Source organism: Streptomyces sp. BBFR2, assembly GCF_044497305.1.
GTDB lineage: Bacteria > Actinomycetota > Actinomycetes > Streptomycetales > Streptomycetaceae > Streptomyces.
In genome coordinates, this window is the sequence record NZ_CP172415.1 from 2,950,140 (window position 1) to 2,971,641 (window position 21,502).

A 21,502-nucleotide genomic window follows, 5' to 3' on the forward strand; every position below is an offset into this window, starting at 1 on the left:
GCACCGCACTGCACCGCACTGCACCGCTCCGAAGGGACGATCGCGTGACCCTCACCCCTGCCCATCTGCCCGATCCATCCCGGCCACCGTCCGGGGAGGCCGACTTCGACGCCCACGTCCGCGCCATGATGGCCTGGCACTTCGACGACCGCACCGGCTCCCCGTTCTGGCTCGCCCACCGCGACGACCTGGGCTTCGACCCGCGCACCGAGATCACCGGCGCCGCCGACCTGGTCCGCTTCCCCGACGTCAGCCGCGAGCTGCGCACCGTCCCGGCGGCCGACCTGATACCCCGGGGCGCCGCCCCCGGGCAGGTCTTCCGGGTCTTCGAGTCCGGCGGCACCACCGGCGCCCCCAAGCGGATCGTCGACGGTGCCTACCGCTCCCGTATGGGGGTCTGGACCCGGCAGCGGCTGACCGACCACGGTGTGCCCGAGACCGGCGACTGGCTGCACCTGGGGCCCACCGGCCCGCATGTGGTGGCCTTCGACACCTCGCGCTACGCCGAGCCCGCCGGTGGCCTCTGCTACACCGTCGATCTCGACCCGCGCTGGGTCAAACGCCTCCTCGGCTCCGGCCGGCAGCAGGAGGCCGACGACTACATCGACCACCTCCTCGACCAGGCGCGCGAGGTCCTGCTGAGCCAGCCGGTGCGGATGCTGAGCACCACGCCCCCGCTGATCGAGGCCATCTGCGCACGGCCGGAGCTGTACGAACTCGTCGCCTCCCGCGTCGAGGCCATCATCTGGGCCGGCACCACCTTCAGCCCGGAGAGCCTGCGCCTGGTCCAGCAGGACTTCTTCCCCGGGGCCCGCCTGGTCGGGATCTACGGGAACAGCCTCATGGGCGTGGCCCCGCAGCGCGTCCGGACGCCGGAGGACACCTATCCCTGCGTCTTCGAACCGTTCGCCGAGACCACCCGGCTCGACCTGGTGGACGACAACGGCGAGCAGGTCGGCTACGGCGAGCGCGGCCGGGTCCGGGTGAACCTCGTCAGTGAAGAAATGTTCCTGCCCAACGTGCTGGAGCGGGACAGCGCCATCCGGGTCCGGCCGTCCTCGGAGGGCGGCGTCGACGGGCTCGCCGAAGTGGCGAGCGTGGCGACCTACGAGGACGCCGATGTCGTGGAGGGGGTGTACTGACGTGATCGTCATAGACCCGTTCGTCGCCGGTGAGAGACAGACCAGCGCCGACCGCAGCGTCCTGCGGGACGTGCACGGCGAACCGCTCGCGGACATCGGCCTGGCCCCCCGGCTGGCCGCCCAGTCCGCCCTCAACCGGCTGCGCCGCGCCGCCGACGGCCTGCCGCCCCGGGCGGAGGTGTTCCGTACGGCCGCGCAGCTCTTCGCCACGGCCGAGCTGGACGGCGAGAGCCCCGAGGAGTACGTGCGGCACACGGTGCGCGCCACCGGTCTGGCGTCCACCACCATCCGGCGGGGCCTGACGGACATGGCCACCGAGATCGAGGAGCTGCCCGCCACCGCCGCGGCGGAGCTGCCCGCCGCGCGGCTACGGCCGACGCACCGCGTCCACCGGGCGCCCTCGGGCCGGACCTTCACCGCCGTGATGGCCAGCAACCATCCGCTGCCGCACGCCACATGGGTGCAGCCGCTCTACCACGGCTACAGCGTCGTCGTCCGGCCCGGCAGCCGGGACCCGTTCACCCCGCGGCGGCTCGTCGCCGCGCTGCTCGCCGCCGGGCTGCCGCCGGAGAAGCTGGCCTTCCTGCCGAGCCCGCACGCCGTCGGCTCGTTCCTGCTGAACGCCGCCGACCGCGGCATCATCTACGGCAACGAGCAGGCGGTGAGCGCCTGGGACGACCGTGCCCGCGTGGCCACCCGCGGCCCGGGGCGCTCCCGGGCCCTGGTCGACGTACCGCTGACCGACGCCCTCCTGGATCACCTGGCCACGAGCGCGGCGTTCGACGGCGGCACCCGCTGCACCAATCTCTCCGCCATCTTGACCAGCAACGACGTCCAGGAGACCGCGGCCGGGCTCGCCGAGCGGCTGGCGCGCATCCCGGTGCTGCCCGCCGCGGACCCGGAGAGCGTCCTCCTCGTCGTCGGGCGGGAGCGCGCCGAGGCGCTGCGCCGGCAGATGGCGAAGCTGACCGCCGAACTCACCGATCACAGCACCCCGCTGTACGGCGACGACTTCCTCGTCGACCTCGGTGACGGCTCCTTCCTGCCGCGCCCGATGGTCCTGGCCGCCGACCGTGCGGACCATCCGGCCATCGGTACGGAGCTGGGCTTCCCGTTCGTCGTTCTCGCCCCCTGGAGCCCGGCCGACGGCATCGCGCCGCTGCGGCCGTCGCTGGTGCTCAACCTGCTGACGGACAACGCCGCGGTCACCGGACAGGCGCTGCTCGACCCGTCCGTCCGGAAGATCACCGATGGTGCCGTCCTGCCGTGGGAACTGGTGCCGGGCATGCCGCACGACGGCAACTACACCGAATTCCTCCTGGACGCCAAGGGCGTCGTCACACCGGCGGGTTGACCCGGCCGATCCACCGCTCACACACCTCGGGAGTCTTCACCATGTCCAGCCCAACCAGGACGACCGTGCCCGCGTCCGCGCGCTTCGCACGGCTGCCCTCGCTGACCGGCATGCGGTTCTTCGCCGCGTTCCTGGTTTTCCTCTTCCACTCCACGCTGCCGCCGTACACGCCGTTCACGGGCGGCAGCGCCGAATCCGTCACGACCGTGGTCAGCAAGGCGGGCTGGCTGGGCGTCGGGTTCTTCTTCGTGCTCAGCGGGTTCGTGCTGACCTGGTCGGCGCGGCCGGGCGACAAGCCCCGGCAGTTCCTGCGGCGGCGGATCGTCAAGATCTACCCCAACCACGTGGTGACCTTCGTCATCGCGATGGTGCTGTTCGCCTGGGCCACCAACACCTGGAAGCAGGGGCTCCCCAACTTCTTCCTGCTGCACACGTGGATCCCGGACCCGAAGACGTTCCAGAGCGTCAACCCGCCGAGCTGGTCGCTCTCCGTCGAGATCATCTTCTACCTGTGCTTCCCGTGGCTGCACCGGGCGATCCAGCGCATCCGGCCGGAGCGGCTGTGGATGTGGGTGGGCGTCCTCGCCGCCTTCGTGATCCTCGTCCCGGCCATCGCGTACGCGGCCCTGCCCGACACACCGACCATGCCGCTGGGGTTCAAGACCTCCGTGTTGCAGTACTGGTTCGTCTGGCAGCTCCCGCCGTTCCGGATCGCCGAGTTCGCGGTGGGCATCCTGATGGCCCGGATCGTCATGACCGGCCGCTGGATCAACTTCCCGGTCGTCCCGGCGCTGCTCCTGGTCGCCGTCGCCTACGTCGCCGAGCTGCTGTGGGTGCCGTGGCTGTTCGGGATGAGCGCCGTGACGCTGGTGCCGATCGCGCTGCTGATCGCCGCGATGGCCACGACCGACATCTCGGGCGGGCGGTCGATCCTGCGGAACCGGGTCTGTGTGTGGCTCGGCGAGATCTCGTTCGCCTTCTACCTGGTCCACGACATCACCGTGCACGTCTTCGTCGACCGCTTCGACCTCAGTCCGGTGCACAGCTTCCCGGTCGCGGCCGGACTGCTCGCCCTGGAGGTGGCCATCAGCGTCTTCTTCTCCTGGCTGCTGTACATCAGCGTGGAGCGGCCGATGATGAACCGCTTCGGGCGCACCCGCCCGCCGCTGCCCGCCGGCACCGCGACCGGTACCGGCGGCACCGAGCCCGGCAGCAAGCCGGCCGAAGCGGCGCGGGCGAGCTGACGCGCCCCTCGCCCCACCGGGGTGGCCGCGCCCCGACCCTCAGCGTGGCCACCCCGCCTCTGTACCGGCGCGATCACCGGATGTTCCCTCTCCAGCACACCAAGGGCAGCTCAGGAGACCATGATGACCCTCCTCCCCACGACGCCTGAACTGAGCGCCAGCACCCGCATGCTGCTGGCCTGCGACGGTTCCACCACCCTGCTCTTGCAGGCCCTCACCGGCCACGAGCTGTCGATCCGGGTCGACGCCCAGGGCGACACCACGGCGGACCGGCTCCCGAGCGGGATCCGCTCCGCGCTCGGACTCGTGGACACCACCGTCGTTCTGGAGCGCCGCTCCTGCCTGGTGACCTCCGAGCAGGAGGTGGTCAGCATCAACCGGGTGGTGTTCGACGGTGCGGCCCGCAGCCGCATGGGGGTGCCCGACTCGCTCACCCCCATCGGCCTGCAACTGCGTGACCAGCACGTCCACCAGCACCGTGAGCAGTTGTCCACCGGGCTCATGCGCTGGCGCGACAGCCTCACCGAGCGGTGGGTGGACTCCGCCTTCAAGGAGTACGTCATCCACTACGCCGGCGGTGGACGTGCCTATGTGCACGAGCAGTTCAACCCGCACATGGTCCAGCTCGCGGATGACTGACCCGAGCTGCCACCCCCCTGATCGCCGTCCGACACAGTGAAGGAACTGTCATGCCCCAAGCCGTCGCGGCCGCCGAAGAGGCGGCCCGCACTCCGCATTCCCACGCCGGGGACCAGACCGGCTGGCGTTTCTACCGGTCAGGCCAGCAGCCCTCCTGGGCCGATCCGGCCCGGCGGGACGAGGTCTGCGCCGACCTCTCCGGCCGCCCCGTCCTCACCCGGCTGCCCGACCTGCTCCAGCTCCGCCGCGAACTCGCCGGCGTCGCGGCCGGTGACAGCCTCGTGCTGCAGGCCGGCGATTGCGCGGAGAGCTTCGCGGAGTGCACGCCCGAGCACGCGGCCCGCAAGGCGGAGGCCATAGCCCGCCTCGCCGGTGCCCTCGCGGGTCCGACCGGGATTCCGGTCGTCCGGATCGGCAGGCTCGCGGGACAGTTCGCCAAACCCCGGTCGGCGCCCACGGAGAACGTGGACGGCCGCCTGCTGCCGGCCTTCCGCGGCCACATCGTCAACTCCGAGGACCCGGTCCCGGCGGCCCGCAGACACGACCCGGACCGGATGCTCCGCGCCTACCGGGCCGCCAAGACGGTGGCCGACGCCCTCGACGAGCGGCACGGGCCGAGTCCGGCGCCCGGGGAGCGCACCTGGATCAGCCATGAGGCGCTGGTCATGGACTACGAGACGGCGCTGGTGCGGTTCAACGAGTCCACCGGTGGCTGGTTCCTGGGCTCCACCCATCTGCCGTGGATCGGGGAGCGCACCCGGCACAGCGAGGGCGCGCACGTCCGGTTGCTGGCGGACGTGCTGAACCCGGTCGCCTGCAAGGTGAGCGGCAAGGCGACGGTGCGGGACCTGCTCGACGTGGTCGAGCGCCTCGACCCCAAGCGGGAGCCGGGCCGTCTCACGCTGATCGCGCGGTTCGGGAAGGACGACGTCCGCAAGCTGCTGCCGGAGCTCGCCCGCGCGGTGAAGAACGCGGGACACCCCGTCGTCTGGCTCTGCGACCCGATGCACGGCAACACGTACAAGGCCGCGAACGGGCTCAAGACGCGGAGTCTGGCGGACATCTCCGACGAGATCCGGGGCTTCGTCTCCGCCCTGCGCGAGGCCGGGGTCCGCCCCGGCGGTCTGCACCTGGAGGCCGCCGCCGAGGGCGTCACCGAGTGCGTGGGCGCGGACGTACCGGACGAAGCGGCGCTGACCTCGCGTTACACCAGCCTCTGCGACCCCCGGCTCAACCCGGTCCAGGCGGACCTGGCCGTCAACACCTTCGTCTCGGCCCTGTAGAGGAGGCTCCCATCGACTTCGGCACCGGGCATCCGCCCTTCTGCGTACTTCTCGGCCCCGATTACTCGGGCAAGTCGTCGGCGCTCGACCGACTCGCCCGGGCCGCGCCTTCGTGGCGGTTCCTCTCCGTGGACGACGACCGTCTCGCGCCCGAGCACGCCCTCATCGGGCGGCTGCGGCGGAACGTCGTCAAGGATGTGGCGCCGCACCGGGGCGACTGGTCCCCGGACTTCTTCGCCACGCTCGTGCAGACCGCCGTCGTCCATCTGCGCGACGAGCTGCTGCGCGGCGATGCCGGGACACCCGTTGTCGTCGATTCCTACTACTACAAGCTGCTGGCGAAGTGTCATCTCGCCGGGGCCGGGGAAAGTCCGCTGCTCACCTGGTGGCGGACCTTTCCCCGGCCGAGCCGGGTGATCTATCTCGACGTACCGCCCGAGACGACCTGGCAGCGGTGCGGGCAGGGCGCCGATCTCAACATCCTGGAGCACTACGGTCCGCGTCCGGGCTGGGACGGCTTCCGCCGCTACCAGACCGATCTGGCGAAGGTCATGCGGGACGAGATCCAGGACCTGCCCGTCACCGTCATCGAAGAAATGGGCCGTCCGGAGCCCACCGCGGAGGCGATACGAGAGGTGCTCACCCATGAGTTCTGCTGAAGCCTGGGCCGACCCCGCTCGCGTGCGGCGCTACCGCGAGCGGGTTCTCGCCGAACGGCGGGCGCTGCGGGCCACGTTCGCCGACCCGGCCGGCCACCAGGAGCGGGCGCTGCGCGACCTGCTGGAGTTCAACGCCGGGACGGCATACGGCAAGGAGCACGGTTTCGGCCGGATCCGCACCCTCGACGAGTACCGCGCGGCCGTCCCGGTGCAGACGTACGCCGACCTGGAACCGTGGATCGAGCGGGCCGCGGGCGGTGAGGCGAACGTGCTGACCGCGGACCGGCCCGCGGTGTTCTTCACCAGCAGCGGCTCCACCGGCGCGCACAAGAAGATCCCGGTCACCCCCCGCTTCATGCGGACGACCTTCTTCCCCTTCTACTACGCCGCGTGGGCGCCGCTCATCGAGCACTTCCCGGACGTCCTGGACTCCCCCGACGCGGTTCTGAACCTCAAGCACGACCCGATCGCGGCGCCGCCCACCACGGCATCCGGGAAGCCCCATGTCGGCGCCAGCCAGGTCGACTTCGGCGCCGCCTTCGGCGAACCGCTCTCCGCGGAGCCCGGCACCGGCGCCCCGTGGGCGACCCTGCCCGTGCCCGTCGCGGCGGACCAGCACGCGGAGAAGATGTACCTGCGGCTGCGCCTGGCGGTGGAGAGCGACGTCCGCTGTGTCATCGGCATCAACCCGGCGATGGTCGCCGCCGTGCCGTACCAGCTCAATCTGTGGTGGCCGCGCATCGTCAAGGAGGTCCGCGACGGCACGCTCGGCGGGCTGCCGCACCGCGCCCCGAACCCGGCCCGCGCCGAGGAGCTCGAACGGCTCGCCCACCGCCACGGCACCGTGCTCCCGGCCCACATCTGGCCCCGGATGCGCGCGCTGTTCTGCTGGACCACGGGGCTGGCCTCGCTCTACCTTCCCCGGCTGCGTGAGGATTTCGGGCCGGACGTCGCCGCCCTGCCCGCGCCGGTGGCCGCCTCCGAGGGCCCGGTGGGCGTCGCCCTCGACCGGCACCCCAGCGCCGGCAGCCTCGTGGTGAACGCCGCGGTGTACGAGTTCGCCGACGCCGATCAGGACCTCGGCCCCCACACCGCCACCCTGCTCCCCCACGAGCTGGAGACCGACCGCGACTACCACGTCGTCTTCAGCCACGTCGGCGGGCTCTACCGCTACGCGGTCGGCGACGTCGTCCGCGTCGTCGACCGGGAGGGCGGCGTCCCCCGCCTGGAATACACCGGCCGCGCGAGCCTCTCCGACCACGCCGGGGAGCGGCTGCGCGACGCCCAGGTCATCAGGGCGCTGGACAGCGCGCTGACGGCCACCGGGCTCGCGCTGCGCAACGCCGCCTGCCGGGTCACCGGCGCCCCGGACCGGCCCGCGGGCTACGCCTTCGCCGTCGCCCCGCGCACCCCGTGGGGCCAGGACGCGTCCGACCGGTTCACCGTCCTCCTCGACGAGGCCCTGGGACGCGAATCGGCCGGCTACCGCACGGCACGCGCCCAGGGCCGGCTGGCCGCGCCGACGCTGCTGCGGCTGGACCCCGACGCCTTCCTGCGCGACTGGCAGGACCAGGTCGAGAGCGGCATCCGCCCCACCCAGGTCAAAGACCGGCTGTTCCGGCAGGACCCGCGGCAGTGGGCCCGGCTGACCGGCCAGGACCCCCAACGGCACGGCGCCGCGGCCCCCTGAGCCCGGCGGGCGCGACGCCACCGCAAGCCGGTACACCCCCCACCCGACCGAAGGACCGACATGAGCACATCACTGGACGCCGTGGAGCGGACCGCACTCCTCACCGCCGCCCTGCGCGCCGCCGAGACCGAGCGAGCGGACCGGCTGTACGAGGACCCGTACGCCGCCGGCCTCGCCGGGGACATCGGCCCCGACCTGCTCGCAGAGGTACGGCACGCCACCTTCCCGCCGGGCCGCGCACGCACCCTGCCGAGCACCCCCGACTACAACGCGATCCGCACCCGGTTCTTCGACGACCACCTCCAGGAGGCGGCCGCCGACCCGCAGACCACGCAGATCGTGCTGGCCCCGGCCGGTATGGACTCCCGCGCCTACCGCCTGAACTGGCCTGACAGGGTGCGGTGGTTCGAGGTCGACCGCCCGGCCGTCCTCGCCTACAAGGACGAGCGGTTCGGGGCGGCCGAGCCCCGCGTCGACCACCGCAAGGTCGCCGTCGACCTCACCTCCCCCGACTGGGAGGACGACCTGACGGCCGCGGGGTACGACCCCACCGCCCCCTCCACCTGGCTGCTCGAAGGGCTCCTGTACTACATCCCCGAGCCCGACGCCCACCGCATCCTGGAGCGGGTGGCCGCGATCATGGCGCCCGGCAGCCGGATCGCCGCCGACATCGTCAACGCCGCCGCCCTGACCCTGCCCCACATGCGCGGTCTGCTCGACGTCTTCAGCGGCTGGGGATGCCCCTGGCTGTTCGGCACGGACGAGCCGGAGCGGCTCTTCGAGCGCTACGGATTCGACGTACGGGCCACCCAGCCCGGGGAGCACGGCGCCGACTTCGGGCGCTGGCCCGACCCGGTGCCGCCGCGCAGCGTGCGCGACGTACGCCGGGTGTTCTTCGTCCACGGGCGGCGGCGCTGACATGACGACCGCAGTGATCGCCGGCGGAAGTGTGGCCGGGCTGGCGAGCGCACTGGCACTGTCCGGTATCGGTTACCGCGTCCTGGTGCTGGAGCGCGCCCCCGAGCCGCCCCCGTGGTCCACGACCGAGGACGCCGCCTCCGGATGGCAGCGCCCGACGGTGCCCCAGGGCCTGCAGTCGCACACCCTCACCTCGCTCGGCGTCCGCGTCCTGCGCGAGCGCGCGCCGCACGTACTGGCCGGGCTGCGGGCCGCGGGCGCGCCCCTGCTCGACCTCACCCGGGCGCTGCCCGCCGACGCCACCGACAGTGCCCGGGAGCCGGGCGACAAGGAGCTGGTCGCGCTCGGCTGCCGCCGCGCCGCCCTGGAGATCCTGCTGTACCGGGCGGTCCGCGACACGGCGGGCGTCTCCTTCCGGCACGGCACCACCGTCGCCGGTCTCGACCTCCACCCCGCGGACCGGCGGGTGCGGGCCGTCGTCACCACCGCGGGCGAGCGGGTCCCCGCCGGCATCGTGGTGGACGCGACCGGACGCCGGGCGCTGTCCCGCCGCTGGCTGCACGCCGCCGGGGTCCCGCTGGCCGCCGACCGCACCGGCCCGTCCGGGCTGGCCGGCCACACCCGCTTCTACCGGCTGAAGGGCCGCGCCCTGCCGGGCCCGCTCAACCGCGGCCACGGCGTCGGGGAGATCTTCGACCACTACGCGGGGGTGCTGCACCCGGGCGACAACCACACCTTCTCCATCGCCCTGGGCACCCTGCCGGGCGACACGGCGCTGGCGGGCCTGCGCACCCGCCGCGGATTCACCGCGGCCGCCCTCGCCACCCCGGGCCTCGCCCCCTGGTTGGCGGACGGTGTCAGCTCCCCGATCTCCCCGGTGCGGGTGATCTCCAGCCCGCCCAGCACCCTCCGGGGGGCGGCCGGTCCTGATCAGTGCCCGGTCCCGGGCCTCTTCCAGGTCGGCGACGCGGCCTGCGTCACCAATCCGCTCCTCGGCCGCGGTGTCTCGCTCGCCCTCGACCACGCCTTCCGGCTCGCGGACCTGCTGGCCGAACTGCCTGACATCGATATCACGCAGCGCCGGGCCGCCGCCCGGATGACCCACGACCTGTTCCTGCCCTGGTACGAGCAGTCCGTGGCGTCCGACCGGCTCCGTATCGCCCGGTGGCGGGCCGCCGCCGACGGCACGCCCGCCCCCGCCGCGCCCGCGCCGCACGGCGAGCTGCCCACCACCGAGGAGATCGTGAACGCCGCCCGCAGCGACGGCACGGTGTGGCGGGGGCTGACGCGGATGCTGATGACCCTGGCCACGCCCGCGGAGCTGTTCGCCGACGACAAGTTCCTCTCCCGGGTCCGGCAGGCGGCCCCCGCCGGACCGACACCGTCCCCGCCGCTCGGCCGGGACGCGTTCGTACGCCGTGTCCTCACGGCAGAAGGGACGCGCGCATGACGACCCTTTCCGTGGCGGGCGCCCGCCCGCTGCCGGACGCGGTGGACCGGCCGCGGGTGCTCCTCGCGCCCATCACGATCACCCCGTCCAAGCCGCTCACCCCCAGCCACCTCAAGGGGCTGCTGTGGGCGGACGTGATGTACCGGGCGACCCGCCCCCTCGCGGACGTCGCCTTCCGCTACAGCCACACCACCTACCACCTCACCGAACAGACCCTGGGCTTCTGGGAGTTCCTCGACCGCACCCGCGGCACCGACGACTACGCCGACTTCACCGAGGAGCGCATCGGTGAGCTGTACGTCGCCTTCCGCGCGGCCGAACGCGCCCCCGCGCAGGCGTTGCTCCCGTACGCCGCGGCGGTCGAACGCGGCTGGGTGCATCCGGTGAGCGCCCGCGTCCTCCAGATGTGGTCCGAGCACTACGCGGCGCTCGGCCTGTACGATCCGGGGCTGCTGCGGCACCAGCCGCCCGGCCTGGACCTGGAGACCGCCCTCGACCGGCTCACCGGTCTGGACATGTGCCTGGACCACCGCGCGGTGGGCGGCCCCGTCTACCTCGACCTCACCCGCTTCGGGCTGCCCCTGCGCCAGCTCGTCACGTCGGACGGGCGGCCGAACTACCTGGCCTGCGCCCTGCGGGAGCTGATCCCCCTCGCCCCGGACTTCGACGAGGTGGTCCTGCTCTATGATCACCAACTCGACTCCGACTACCTCCAGTTGGAGCGGGTGCTGGCGGCGCTGGGCCCCCGCGTGCGGCGGGTGTCGGTGGGGCGGGTGCCCATCGACGGGCAGATCCACTCGGCGCGCCACGGCGGCTGGCAGGGGCTGCACGCCGGACCGCTCCTGGCGGCCGCCCGCGCCGAGTACCCGGAGGACGCCGTACGCCTGGGCATGCGGCTGTACTTCATCGCCGTACTCGGTCCCGGGTGGCAGCAGTCGTTCCGCGCGGATCTGCTGCTGCAGTCCGTCAAGCGGGCCGCCCGGCTGCTGGATACGGCCGGGCCGGAGCCCGAGGGGGCGACGCTCCAGGACCGGCTGGCGCAGCACCGCAAGGACCACGTCTACGTCGACCCCTACCGGCTGACCTCCCGCCTCCTCGGCAAGCGCCGCAGCGCGGCCACCGCCGACCTGCTGCGAAAGGTGTTCCTGTGACGACGACGGTGCCTGCCCTGACCCAGGACTGCCTGCGCGAACAGGCGGCGCTCCGCATCCGCGTCGCCCGCCCCGACCTCGCCGCCCGGCACGATCTGACCTCGTACGACGGGCTGACCGCCGCCCGCAGCGACATCAGCGCCGAGGGCGACGCGGGCACCATGGCCGTGGCGGTGCTCAGGAACGTCGATCCGGTCCGGTGGGTGCGCGACACCTGCGTGTTCGCGCTCGGCATCGGGCCGGAGCAGGCGGAACGGTGGCGTACGTCCTTCACCCGCACCGTCTTCCTCGCGGGCAATCCGGCGCAGTTGCGGGAGCGGTTCCGCTTCGCGCACGTCGCCGACGACTGCTCCGCGGCGTGGACCGCGCCGGGGCCCGCCGCGGCGACCTCCTCGCTGCGCAGGCTCCTGAAGCTCTTCAACGCCCCCGCCGGACTGACGGCCCGCCCGGACACCCTGGTCGAGATACCGGACGGGGACCGCCCGCCGGGGCGCCCCCGGGCCCTGCGGCACCTGTACCTCGCCACCGCGGAGTGCACCGTCTCGGAGGCGCTGGTCCACGTCAACCATGTGCTGGTGGAAGCCGTCCTGGACGGCCTCATCGCCCCCGGTGACCGTCTGGTCGTCCACCAGCTCCCCCGTATCGCCGGGCTGCCCGCGCGGCTGGCCAGCGTGCGGGTGACCCCCGACAAACACCTTCCCGGACGGCTGGACGTGGCCGCCGGACTGACCGAGGAGGCCCTCGTTGCCTGAGCAGACCCTGACCGCCGCCGGCTCCCGGACCGTACGGTTCGGCTACCACGGCTCCACCGAGGTGGTGTCCCGCATCGTCCGGCTCGCCGGCTGCGAGGAGTCCGCCGTGGAGCTGAGCGAGTACGACATCGCCGACCCGTTCCGCGGCGTGCGCGCCGGCGAACTCGACGTCATGATCGTGAAGTTCGGCATCAACGAGCCCGACCTGGTGTGCAGCCGGGTGCTCACCGAGGACGCCCGTGCCGTGGTCGTCAGCTCCGGGCATCCGCTCGCCGGCCGTGCGTCGGTCTCCGTCGAGGAGCTGGCCGACTACGACGCCTTCGCCCCGCCCGGCGACTTCCCCGCCGACGTCTGGGACGACGTCGTACCGCCGCGCACCCTGTCCGGGCGTCCCATCCGCCGCGTCCGCCGGGTCCGCACCGTCCCGGAGATGATGCGGACGGTCGCCGCCGGCGACGCCATCCACATCTCGCTGATCTCCCTCGCCGATATCGCGCCGCCCGGTATCGAGGTGGTGCCGATCCACGACCTGCCGCCCGCCCCGGTCACCCTCGCGTGGCTGCGCGGCGCCGAACAGCACGACCACATCAGGCAGTTCGTCACCTCGGCCGAGGCGGCGGCCTCCCGATGACCGTCAGCCCCCACCCGTCCGGCGGGCACCGCACACCGGTCGTCCTGCTGCACGCCCTGTCGCTGCACGCCTCGATGTGGGAGGCGCAGGAGCGTGCCCTGCGCGCCCGGGGGCACCGGGTCCTCGCCGTCGACCAGCGGGGCTTCGGCACCGCCCCGCTCGGCGACGCCCCGCCCTCCCTCGACGTGGTCGCCGGTGACCTGGCCCGCACGCTCGACGGGCACGGCATGGACCGGGTGGTCCTCGCCGGCGCGTCCATGGGCGGCTACGTGGCCATGGCGTTCCTGCGCCGCTTCCCCGACCGGGTCGCCGGGCTCGCCCTCCTGGGCACCCGCGCCACCGCCGACGCCCCGGAGGCCGCGGCCCAGCGGCTGCAGTTCGCGGAGCTGGTCCAGGACCCCGTCCTCCGCCCGGTGGTCGTGGAGCGCGTCACCCACCTGCTGCTCGCCGAGGCCACCCGCGCCGAACGCCCCGAGCTGCTCGCGCGGGTCCTGGCCGACGCCCACGCCGCCGACCCCGCCGCCCTGGTCTGGGCCCAGCGGGCGATCGCCGCCCGCCCCGACTCCACCGAGGTGCTGCGGGCCGCCCGGATACCCGCCCTGGTGATCTCCGGCGGGCAGGACGCGCTGGTCACACCGGAGGAGTGCCGCTACCTCGCGGACGTACTGCCGCAGGGGCGCCTGCTCACCCTCGCGCGCGCCGGACATCTGCCGCCGCTGGAGGCCCCCGGCGAGGTCACCGACGCGCTCCGCGGACTCCTCGACGAGATCGACGGGACCGACGGGTTCGACGCCGCGGCGGGCGTCGGGAGCGGAGCGGCGGCGTGCTGACCGACGACCACGAGAACTGGGGCTACACCTCGTCGACCGGCCTCGGCTTCACCCACCGCACCATCGTCGACGCGCACTTCCGCGCCTGTGAGCAGCCCTATCTGGACCTGCTCGGCCAGGCCGGTATCCGCCCCGGTCAGCACGTTCTCGACGCGGGCTGCGGCACCGGCGACTTCCTGCCGCACCTCGCCGCGCTCGTCGGCGACGAGGGCGCGGTCACCGCCGTCGACCTGGCCGGGGAGAACGCCGCGCTCGCCGCGGACCGGGTGGCCGCCTGGCGCCTGCCCTGCCCCACCGACGTCCGCACGGCGAGCCTGCTGGACCTTCCCTTCCCCGACGACACCTTCGACGCCGCCTGGTGCGCCAACACCGTGCAGTACCTCGACGACGAGGAACTGGCGCGGGTGCTCGCGGAGTTGTCGCGGGTCGTCCGCCCCGGCGGCATCCTCGCCGTCAAGGACCTGGACGCCCACCTGATCACCGCCCGGCCCGCGGACCCCTACCTCTTCACCGACTTCTTCCGCGCCGCGGGCGCGGAGCCGGGGTACGCGCGGCAGCTCCTGCGCACCCGCGAGCTGTACCGGCACCTCAAGCGCGCCGGACTCACCGGCGTACGCCAGCAGACCCTGCTGATCGAGCACCACGCCCCGCTGACACCCGCCGCCCAGGACTTCTACAAGGCCGCCTGCGCGCGGCTCGCCGGGCAGGCCCTGGCGCTCGGCCTCGGCGACGGGTGGCGGCCGTTCGCCGATCCGGCCGGCCCGGCCCACCCGCTGGACGACCCCGACGGCTACATCAGCGAGGGCAACGTGCTCGCCGTCGGCACCGTGCCCCCACCCGCCCCCGGCCCACGCCGGCCGGCCGCCCAGGCAACGACGAGGAGCCCGTAGAGCCATGTCAGCAACGATCACCGTCCCCTGTCCGCCGGCCCCCGGGCGGGTCCCCGTCCTGGGCCATCTGCCGGCGATACTGCGCCGCCCGCTGTCGTTCTTCGAGTCCGTCAGGACCCGGGATCCGCTGGTCCACGTCGCGTTCGGCCCGCTCGGCATCTACCTGGCCAACGACCCGGCCGTGGTGCACCGCATCCAGATCGACAGCGACTCCTTCGAACGCGGCCGCTTCTTCGAGGTGCTGGCCGGGCACTTCGGGAATCCGCCGATCGCCTCCGACGGGCCGGTCCACCGCCACCAGCGGCGCGCTCTCCAGCCGGCCTTCACCCGGACCAGCGTGCGCGGCCACGGTCAGCTCGTCGTCGGGGAGGCGGAGCGGCGCTTCGCCGCCTGGCAGCCGGGCGTGCCGGTGGCGGCGGACGAGGAGATGGCGGACTACGTCGCCGCGGTGGTGCTGCGCTCCCTGTTCAGCGCGGATCTGGACCGGGCCGTCATCCACGACATCCGGCGGACCTTCGGGATGATCGCCCACCGGCTGCTGCCGGGAACCGTCCTGCCCGAGGCCGTGACGTCCCTGCCCACCCCGGCCAACCGGCGCTTCGAGGCGGCCATGGCCCGCTTCCACGCCGTCATCGACGCGCTGATCCAGGACCGGCGGGCCCACCCCGGCACCGCCGCGCCGGACGTCCTCGACCTCCTGCTGAAGGCGACCCATCCGGACGGCGGCCGCCCCTTCACCGATCACGAGATCCGCGGCGAGTTCCTGATCATGCTCTTCGCCGCCCTCGAAACCACCAGCACCTCCCTGTCCTGGGCCCTCTTCGAAACGGCCATCCGCCCCGAGGTGCAGCAGCGGATGTACGACGAGACCCGCGAGGTCCTGGACGGCGCGCCGCTCACCTACGACCACGTCGGAGAGCTGGCCTATACCCGCAAGGTCGTGGACGAGGCGCTGCGGCTGCACGCGCCGATGCTGTCCACCCGGCGGGCCCGGCACGATGTCGTCGTCGCCGGCACGCTCGTCCCGGCCGGCGCGGAGATCGGCTACAGCCCGCGCGCCATGCACCGGAACCCGGCCACCTACGCGGACCCGCACCGCTTCGACCCGGAGCGCACCGAGTCCGCCGCCGGGCAGGACCTGCCCCGCGGCGCCTTCTTCCCCTGGGGCATCGGCCCGCACCGCTGCATCGGGGAGCACCTCGCCGCGGTCACCATGACCGTCGCCCTGGCCGCCGTCACCGCCCGCTGGCAGGTGCGGATCGCGCCGGGCTCCCGGATCCGCATGGTGTCCGCCTCCCTGCCGCATCTGCACAGCCTGCCCCTGGTCGTACGGCCGCGCGGCTGACGCGGCGCCCCGTACAGCCGGAACCGACCCTTGCGAGGAAGGGAGCCCGTCGTGGCCTTCGCAACACCGCTCGACCTGTCCGCCACCGAGGACGTGACGATCACCGGGCTGCTGCGCCGCAACGCCCGCGACCACGCCGACCGCCCGGCGCTCACCAGCGGCATCGGCCCGGACGCGACCACCTGGACCTGGTCGCGGCTGCGCGCCGAGACCGCCGCGCTCGCCCACGGTCTGGCCGGTCTCGGCCTGGCCCGCGGCGAGCGGATGCTGATCGCCATGTCCAAGCGGCCCGAGCACTGGATCGCCGACCTGGCCGCGGTCCACCTCGGCGCGCCGGCCTGCACCACGTACGACACGCTCAGCACCGAACAGCTTCGCTTCGTGGCCCGGCACAGCGCGGCCACCGTCGTCGTCCTGGAGGACGCCGGGCAACTGGAGCGCTGGGGCCCGGCGCTGGCGGAGATGGACCGGCTGCGCGCGGTCGTGCTCGTGGAGGCGGACGCGGCCTCGGCGGACGACCCGCGCTGTGTCGCGTACGCGGACCTGATCCGCGAACTGCCCGACGAGGCCGCCTTCGAAGAACTCACCGACGCCGCGACGCCCGACACGCCGCTGACCATCGTCTACACCTCGGGCACCACCGGCGACCCCAAGGGTGTGGTGCTCACCCACCGCAACGTCATCTACGAGTCGGTGATGCAGGACCGGCTGGTCGCCGTACCCGAGCATCCGCGCTCCGTCGCCTACCTGCCGCTGGCCCACATCGCCGAACGGGTGCTCGGCATCTACATGCCGATCTGCAACGTCGGCCACGTCACCCTCTGCGACGACCCGGCGCAGCTCCTGCCGACGCTGCGGGCGGTGCGCCCGCACGCGTTCTTCGGCGTACCGCGGGTGTGGGAGAAGCTGGCGGGCGCGGCCCGCGCCCGGATCGCGGCGCTGCCGCCCGAGGAGGCCGCGGCGCTCGCGCGGGCCCAGGAGACGGCCGTCGAGGTGTACCGGCTGCGGTCGGCCGGCCGGGACGTGCCCGACGAGCTGGCCGCCCGGCTGGAGAAGGCGGACGCGGCCGTGCTGCGGCCGGTCCGGGCCGCCATCGGGTTCGACGACTGCCACCGCGCGTTCAGCGGCGCGGCGCCGATCCCCACCGCCGTCCTCGAATTCCTCGCCGGCCTCGGGCTGAGCGTGTACGAGGTGTGGGGCCTCAGCGAGACCACCGGCGCCGCGACCATCAGCACGCCGGAGCACTTCACGCTGGGCGCGGTCGGGCGGCCCGGCCCCGGCATCGAGGTGCGGACCGGCGCCGACGGCGAGCTGTTCCTGCGCGGCCCCGTGGTGTGCGCCGGTTATCTGCGTGCCGACGGCGGCAGCCTGTCCGTCGAGCCCGCCACCGACGCCGACGGCTGGCTCGCCACCGGCGACGTCGGCTCCGTGGACGCCCGCGGTCTGGTCACCGTCACCGACCGCAAGAAGGAGCTGATCATCACCGCCGGCGGCAAGAACATCGCCCCGACCCGGCTGGAGTCCCTGCTGCGCGCCCACCCGCTGATCGGCCAGGCCGCCGCCATCGGCGACCGCCGCCGCTACGTCACCGCGCTGCTCGTCCTGGACGAGGAGGCGGTGCCCACGTGGGCCAAGGCCAACGGGATCGACCTGGCGGGGACGGACGAACCGGCCCGTCACCCGGCCGTCCGGGACGCCGTGGCGCGCGCCGTCGCCGACGCCAACGCCGTCCTCGCCCGCGTCGAGCAGATCAAGAAGTACCGGCTGCTGTCCGCCCCGTGGACGCCGGAGTCCGGTGAGCTGACCCCGAAGCTCAGCCTGCGCCGCACGGCCATAGCCGAGCTGCACGCGAGAGCCATCGAGTCGATGTACGCCGAGGACTGACCGCGGGCGGAGCCCCGGCCGGTACGGCGACCGGCCCGCGGCCGACGCCCCGCGCCCCGGACGGATCCCGGACAGCTCCCTCCCGGCCGCCCCCACCGGCCCTCCCGGCAACCACGGACACCCGCAGGAAGGCGGCCGCCCCGCACGGGGCGGCCACCCTCGCACGACCCGTAACCCCCTCGTACAGCAAGCAGGAGCGACCATGTCCCTTCCGGCACCACGGCACCCACGGGGCCTCACCGTCGCCCTGGCGGTCCGTAAGGACATCCACCGTTACGGACTCGAAGGGATGCTGCGTTCCCTGGAGTCGATCACCGGCATCTTCAGCTATCCGACCATCGCCGGCGCCGCGGAGGCCGCCCCGGAGGTGGCACCGGACCTGCTGCTCACCTCCGCCGCCGAACTGGAGGAGGTCGCCGACCCGGCGGTGGCCGGGAGACTCCACGACCACGAGGTCCGGCTGATCGTGCTCATCCGCCCCGATGAGCGGGTGACCTCGTGCTGGGCCCCGCATGTGCACGGCTTCGTGGACCGCTCGGCCCTCCATCTCAGCCTGCTGCGGGAGGCGCTGGACGATGTGTCCGCCGGGCGCTTCCACGTATCGGCCGGTCTGGCACGGCAGTTGCTGGTGCCGGCCGGGCCCGGCCCTTCCGTCGCCCTGACGGCGCGTGAGGTGCAGGTCCTGGAGCTGGTCGCGGGCGGCCTGAGCAACAAACAGGCCGCCCGCTCCCTGGGCATCTCCGAGAACGGCGTCAAGCGGCTGATGGGCAACATCCTCGCCAAGCTCAACAGCCCCAACCGCACGCTCGCCGTGGTCAAAGCGCTGGAGATCGGTCTTCTCGTGAAGTGAGCAGCCGTTTCGCCAGCTCCCGTTTGAGGACCTTGCCGCTGGGGCCGAGCGGCAGGTGCTCGACGAACTCCACCCGGCGCGGCCGTTTGTAGCCCGTCAGCTCCCGCCGCGCCAGCTCATCGATCCCGTCCCGGAGACCGGCGTCGTCACCGGCGCCGCTCCGGCGCACCACGACCGCGCAGACCTCCTCACCGCGGACCGGGTCCGGCACCCCGACCACGGCGATCTGCTCGACGCCCGGATGGCGCAGCAGCACCTCCTCGACCTCCCGCGGGTAGACGTTGTAGCCGCCCTGGATGATCACGTCCTTCTTCCGGTCCACGAGGGTGAGGTAGCCGTCCGGCGCCAGGTGCCCGAGATCCCCGGAACGGAACCAGCCGTCCACGAGGACCTCGGCGGTGGCCTTCGGCAGACCGAGGTAGCCGGCCATCACGTTGTGCCCCCGGATGACGACCTCGCCCACCTCGCCCGCGGGCAGCAGCTCCACCCGGCCCTCCACCTCGGCACGGGCGATGGCCACCTCCACGCCCTCGACCGGCAGCCCCACGGTGCCGGGCCGCGGCGGCACCCCCGGCTGGTTGTACGCGACGCACGGCGAGGTCTCGGTCAGCCCGTACCCCTCGTACACCTCGCAGCCGAAGGTGCGCCGCACCTGCTCCAGGACCGTCACCGCCAGCGCGGATCCGCCGCTGTAGGCGCGCCGCAGCCGGACCGCCGGCTCGCCCTCGGCCACGGCTTCGAGCAGTGCGTGGTACATGGTCGGCACCCCCATGAAGACGGTGCAGCCGTGGCGCCGCATCTCCTTCAGCGCCTGCTCGGCGGTGAACCGGGGTGCGAGGACCAGCGTGGCGCCGGCCAGGAAGCAGGTGCCCATGACGCAGATCTGCCCGAAGGTGTGCGACAGCGGCAGGCAGCCGTAGAGCACATCGTCTTCCTGGACCCCGAAGGGCGAGACGGCGGTCACCTCGATGTTGGTGACGAGGTTGCGATGGGTCAGCATCGCGCCCTTGGGGCGGCCGGTGGTGCCCGAGGTGTAGAGGATCGCCGCCAGATCGTCCGGGGCGACCGCCACCCGGTCCGCGAGCGGCCCCCCGGCGTGCGGCGCGTCGAGAGCGATGCCGTCCACATGGCCGTCCCCATGGCCGTCCGCCACGGTGAACAGCGTGATCCCGGCGGCGGACGCGGCCGGAGCGCCCTGCTCCAGGGCGGTGCCCTCACCGATGAGGGCCCGCGCGTCGCAGTCCTTGAGCACGAACTCCACCTCGGCGGCGCGGGACTGCGCGTTCATCGGCACCACGACCGCGCCCAGGGCGAGGACGCCGAAGTAGACGGCCGGGAAGCGGGGTGAGTTGGGCAGGAGCAGCACGACCCGGTCACCGGGGGCGACGCCGTGGCGGCGCAGCACCCCGGCGTAGTGACGGGCCCGCTCCCACAGCCGCGCGTAGGTGACGGCGGTGCCGTCCCACACCAGAGCCGGACGGTCCGGCCGCCGTGCCGCCGTATCGGCGAGCACGGCGGCCAGCGGGCGGGTCACACAAGCTCCTTCGCCGCGGCGGTACGTCCGGCCGCGCGGTCGGACGCCGTGGTGATCTTCAGCTCCTGCCAGATACCGGCGAGCGCCTCGGCGAACTTCTGCACATCGGCCTCGGTGTGCGTCGCCGACGGGGCGATCCGCAGCAGCTCCTCGCCCGCACGGACGCTGGGCGCGTTGATGGCCTGCACATAGATCTTGTGCCGGTCCAGGAGCAGCGCCGACGCCTTCTTGCACAGCGCGTCGTCGCCGACGAGCGCGGAGACGATGTGCGAGTCGGACGACAGGTACGGCACATCCGCCTCGTCGAGCAGCCGGTGCAGGAGCTGGGCGTTCCTGGCCAGGCTCTCCCGCTCGGCGTCGGAGGAGCGCAGGTGGCGTACGGCGGCCAGCGCGCCGGCCGCGGTGGCGGGCGGCAGCGACGTGGTGAAGACGAACGCCCGCGACAGGGTGCGGACCGCGTCGATCAGGTCCTGCGGTCCGGCGATGTAACCACCGGCGGTGCCCAGGCCCTTGGCGAGGGTGCCCATGATGATGTCGAACCGGTCGGCGATGCCCTCACGCGGCGCTATGCCCGCGCCTTCGGGGCCGTACATGCCGATGGCGTGCACCTCGTCGAGGAAGGTGGTCGCGCCGTACCGCTCGGCGAGGTCGGCGATCTCGGCGAGCGGCGCCACGTCACCGGACATGGAGTACACCGACTCCAGCACGATGAGCTTCGGCGCCTCCGGGTCGGCCTCGGCGAGGAGTTCGGCCAGGTGCGCCACGTCGTTGTGGCGGAAGATGCGCTTCTGGGCGCCGCTGCGCCGCAGCCCGTCGATGATCGACGCGTGGTTCAGCTCGTCGGAGAAGACCACGGTGCCCTCGGGGTTGCCCGCGATCACCGCGAGCGCGCCGTCGTTGGCGGTGTAGCCGGAGGTGAAGAGCAGCGCGGCGTCCTTGCCGTGCCAGTCCGCGAGTTCGCGCTCCAGCTCGACGTGGCGGTGGTTGGTGCCGCCGATGTTGCGGGAGCCACCGGATCCGGCGCCGAACCGGGCGACGGCGTCATGGACGGCGGCCAGGACGGCGGGGTGCTGCCCCATCCCGAGGTAGTCGTTGCTGCACCAGACGCTGACCTCGGCGTCCTCGTCGGCGGTACGGGCGATCGCGCTGGGGAAGTTGCCGGCCCGGCGGCCGATCTCCAGGAAGGTACGGGTGCGGCGCTGCTCGTCGGTGAGCTGGTCGGTGAAGTAGTCCAGGTGGCGGGGCATGGGAGTTCC

19 protein-coding genes are annotated in these 21,502 nt (G+C 73.3%); 17 read left to right on the plus strand and 2 right to left on the minus strand.

Annotated elements, in window-relative coordinates:
- Positions 1-44 precede the first annotated feature (44 nt).
- The 17 genes from ACGH2B_RS11390 (at position 45) to ACGH2B_RS11470 (ending at position 18,712) form a co-directional block, all read left to right on the plus strand.
- A complete protein-coding gene (locus tag ACGH2B_RS11390; protein ID WP_399087635.1) occupies positions 45-1,142 on the plus strand; it encodes a phenazine biosynthesis protein in 1,098 nt (365 codons plus the stop codon).
- A 1-nt stretch (position 1,143) separates the two neighbouring features.
- Positions 1,144-2,496 (plus strand): aldehyde dehydrogenase family protein, encoded by a 1,353-nt coding sequence (locus tag ACGH2B_RS11395; RefSeq protein ID WP_399087637.1) that lies wholly within the window; start codon positions 1,144-1,146, stop codon positions 2,494-2,496.
- Positions 2,497-2,537: 41 nt separating this feature from the next.
- A complete protein-coding gene (locus ACGH2B_RS11400) occupies positions 2,538-3,740 on the plus strand; it encodes an acyltransferase family protein (RefSeq protein WP_399087639.1) in 1,203 nt (400 codons plus the stop codon).
- Between the two features lie 123 nt (positions 3,741-3,863).
- Positions 3,864-4,379: a hypothetical protein gene (locus ACGH2B_RS11405; protein WP_399087641.1), complete on the plus strand. Its 516-nt coding sequence runs from the start codon at positions 3,864-3,866 to the stop codon at positions 4,377-4,379.
- A 50-nt stretch (positions 4,380-4,429) separates the two neighbouring features.
- Positions 4,430-5,662 (plus strand): 3-deoxy-7-phosphoheptulonate synthase, encoded by a 1,233-nt coding sequence (locus ACGH2B_RS11410; protein WP_399087643.1) that lies wholly within the window; start codon positions 4,430-4,432, stop codon positions 5,660-5,662.
- 128 nt (positions 5,663-5,790) lie between these two features.
- Positions 5,791-6,321 carry a hypothetical protein gene (locus ACGH2B_RS11415; RefSeq protein WP_399087645.1) on the plus strand — a complete coding sequence of 177 codons (531 nt, stop codon included), beginning with the start codon at positions 5,791-5,793 and terminating at the stop codon, positions 6,319-6,321.
- Positions 6,308-8,011 carry a GH3 auxin-responsive promoter family protein gene (locus ACGH2B_RS11420; RefSeq protein WP_399087647.1) on the plus strand — a complete coding sequence of 568 codons (1,704 nt, stop codon included), beginning with the start codon at positions 6,308-6,310 and terminating at the stop codon, positions 8,009-8,011. Before ACGH2B_RS11415 ends, ACGH2B_RS11420 begins: the two co-directional genes overlap by 14 nt.
- 60 nt (positions 8,012-8,071) lie before the next feature.
- Positions 8,072-8,929 (plus strand): class I SAM-dependent methyltransferase, encoded by an 858-nt coding sequence (locus ACGH2B_RS11425; RefSeq protein WP_399087649.1) that lies wholly within the window; start codon positions 8,072-8,074, stop codon positions 8,927-8,929.
- Between the two features lies 1 nt (position 8,930).
- Complete coding sequence (locus tag ACGH2B_RS11430; RefSeq protein WP_399087651.1) at positions 8,931-10,379, plus strand: FAD-dependent oxidoreductase; 1,449 nt, start codon at positions 8,931-8,933, stop codon at positions 10,377-10,379.
- On the plus strand, positions 10,376-11,530 hold the full coding sequence (locus tag ACGH2B_RS11435) for a hypothetical protein (protein WP_399087653.1): 1,155 nt from the start codon (positions 10,376-10,378) through the stop codon (positions 11,528-11,530). The genes ACGH2B_RS11430 and ACGH2B_RS11435 overlap by 4 nt, the downstream gene beginning before the upstream one ends.
- Positions 11,527-12,282 (plus strand): DUF6182 family protein, encoded by a 756-nt coding sequence (locus tag ACGH2B_RS11440; protein WP_399087655.1) that lies wholly within the window; start codon positions 11,527-11,529, stop codon positions 12,280-12,282. Before ACGH2B_RS11435 ends, ACGH2B_RS11440 begins: the two co-directional genes overlap by 4 nt.
- Positions 12,275-12,913: a substrate-binding domain-containing protein gene (locus tag ACGH2B_RS11445; RefSeq protein ID WP_399087657.1), complete on the plus strand. Its 639-nt coding sequence runs from the start codon at positions 12,275-12,277 to the stop codon at positions 12,911-12,913. The genes ACGH2B_RS11440 and ACGH2B_RS11445 overlap by 8 nt, the downstream gene beginning before the upstream one ends.
- Positions 12,910-13,743: an alpha/beta fold hydrolase gene (locus ACGH2B_RS11450; protein ID WP_399087659.1), complete on the plus strand. Its 834-nt coding sequence runs from the start codon at positions 12,910-12,912 to the stop codon at positions 13,741-13,743. Before ACGH2B_RS11445 ends, ACGH2B_RS11450 begins: the two co-directional genes overlap by 4 nt.
- Positions 13,737-14,633, plus strand: coding sequence for a class I SAM-dependent methyltransferase (locus tag ACGH2B_RS11455; protein WP_399087661.1), 897 nt, complete (start codon positions 13,737-13,739; stop codon positions 14,631-14,633). Before ACGH2B_RS11450 ends, ACGH2B_RS11455 begins: the two co-directional genes overlap by 7 nt.
- A gap of 4 nt (positions 14,634-14,637) precedes the next feature.
- A complete protein-coding gene (locus tag ACGH2B_RS11460) occupies positions 14,638-15,978 on the plus strand; it encodes a cytochrome P450 (protein WP_399087663.1) in 1,341 nt (446 codons plus the stop codon).
- 51 nt (positions 15,979-16,029) lie between these two features.
- Entirely contained in the window at positions 16,030-17,862 is a 1,833-nt protein-coding gene (locus ACGH2B_RS11465) for an AMP-dependent synthetase/ligase (protein WP_399087665.1), read from the plus strand.
- Positions 17,863-18,064: 202 nt separating this feature from the next.
- Complete coding sequence (locus ACGH2B_RS11470) at positions 18,065-18,712, plus strand: LuxR C-terminal-related transcriptional regulator (RefSeq protein ID WP_399087667.1); 648 nt, start codon at positions 18,065-18,067, stop codon at positions 18,710-18,712.
- Here ACGH2B_RS11470 and ACGH2B_RS11475 read toward each other — a convergent pair.
- Both ACGH2B_RS11475 and hemA read right to left on the minus strand, forming a co-directional pair.
- Complete coding sequence (locus ACGH2B_RS11475) at positions 18,678-20,246, minus strand: long-chain fatty acid--CoA ligase (protein WP_399087668.1); 1,569 nt, start codon at positions 20,244-20,246, stop codon at positions 18,678-18,680. The genes ACGH2B_RS11470 and ACGH2B_RS11475 overlap by 35 nt on opposite strands.
- Positions 20,243-21,493, minus strand: coding sequence for a 5-aminolevulinate synthase (gene hemA / locus ACGH2B_RS11480; protein WP_399087670.1), 1,251 nt, complete (start codon positions 21,491-21,493; stop codon positions 20,243-20,245). The genes ACGH2B_RS11475 and hemA overlap by 4 nt, the downstream gene beginning before the upstream one ends.
- Positions 21,494-21,502 lie beyond the last annotated feature (9 nt).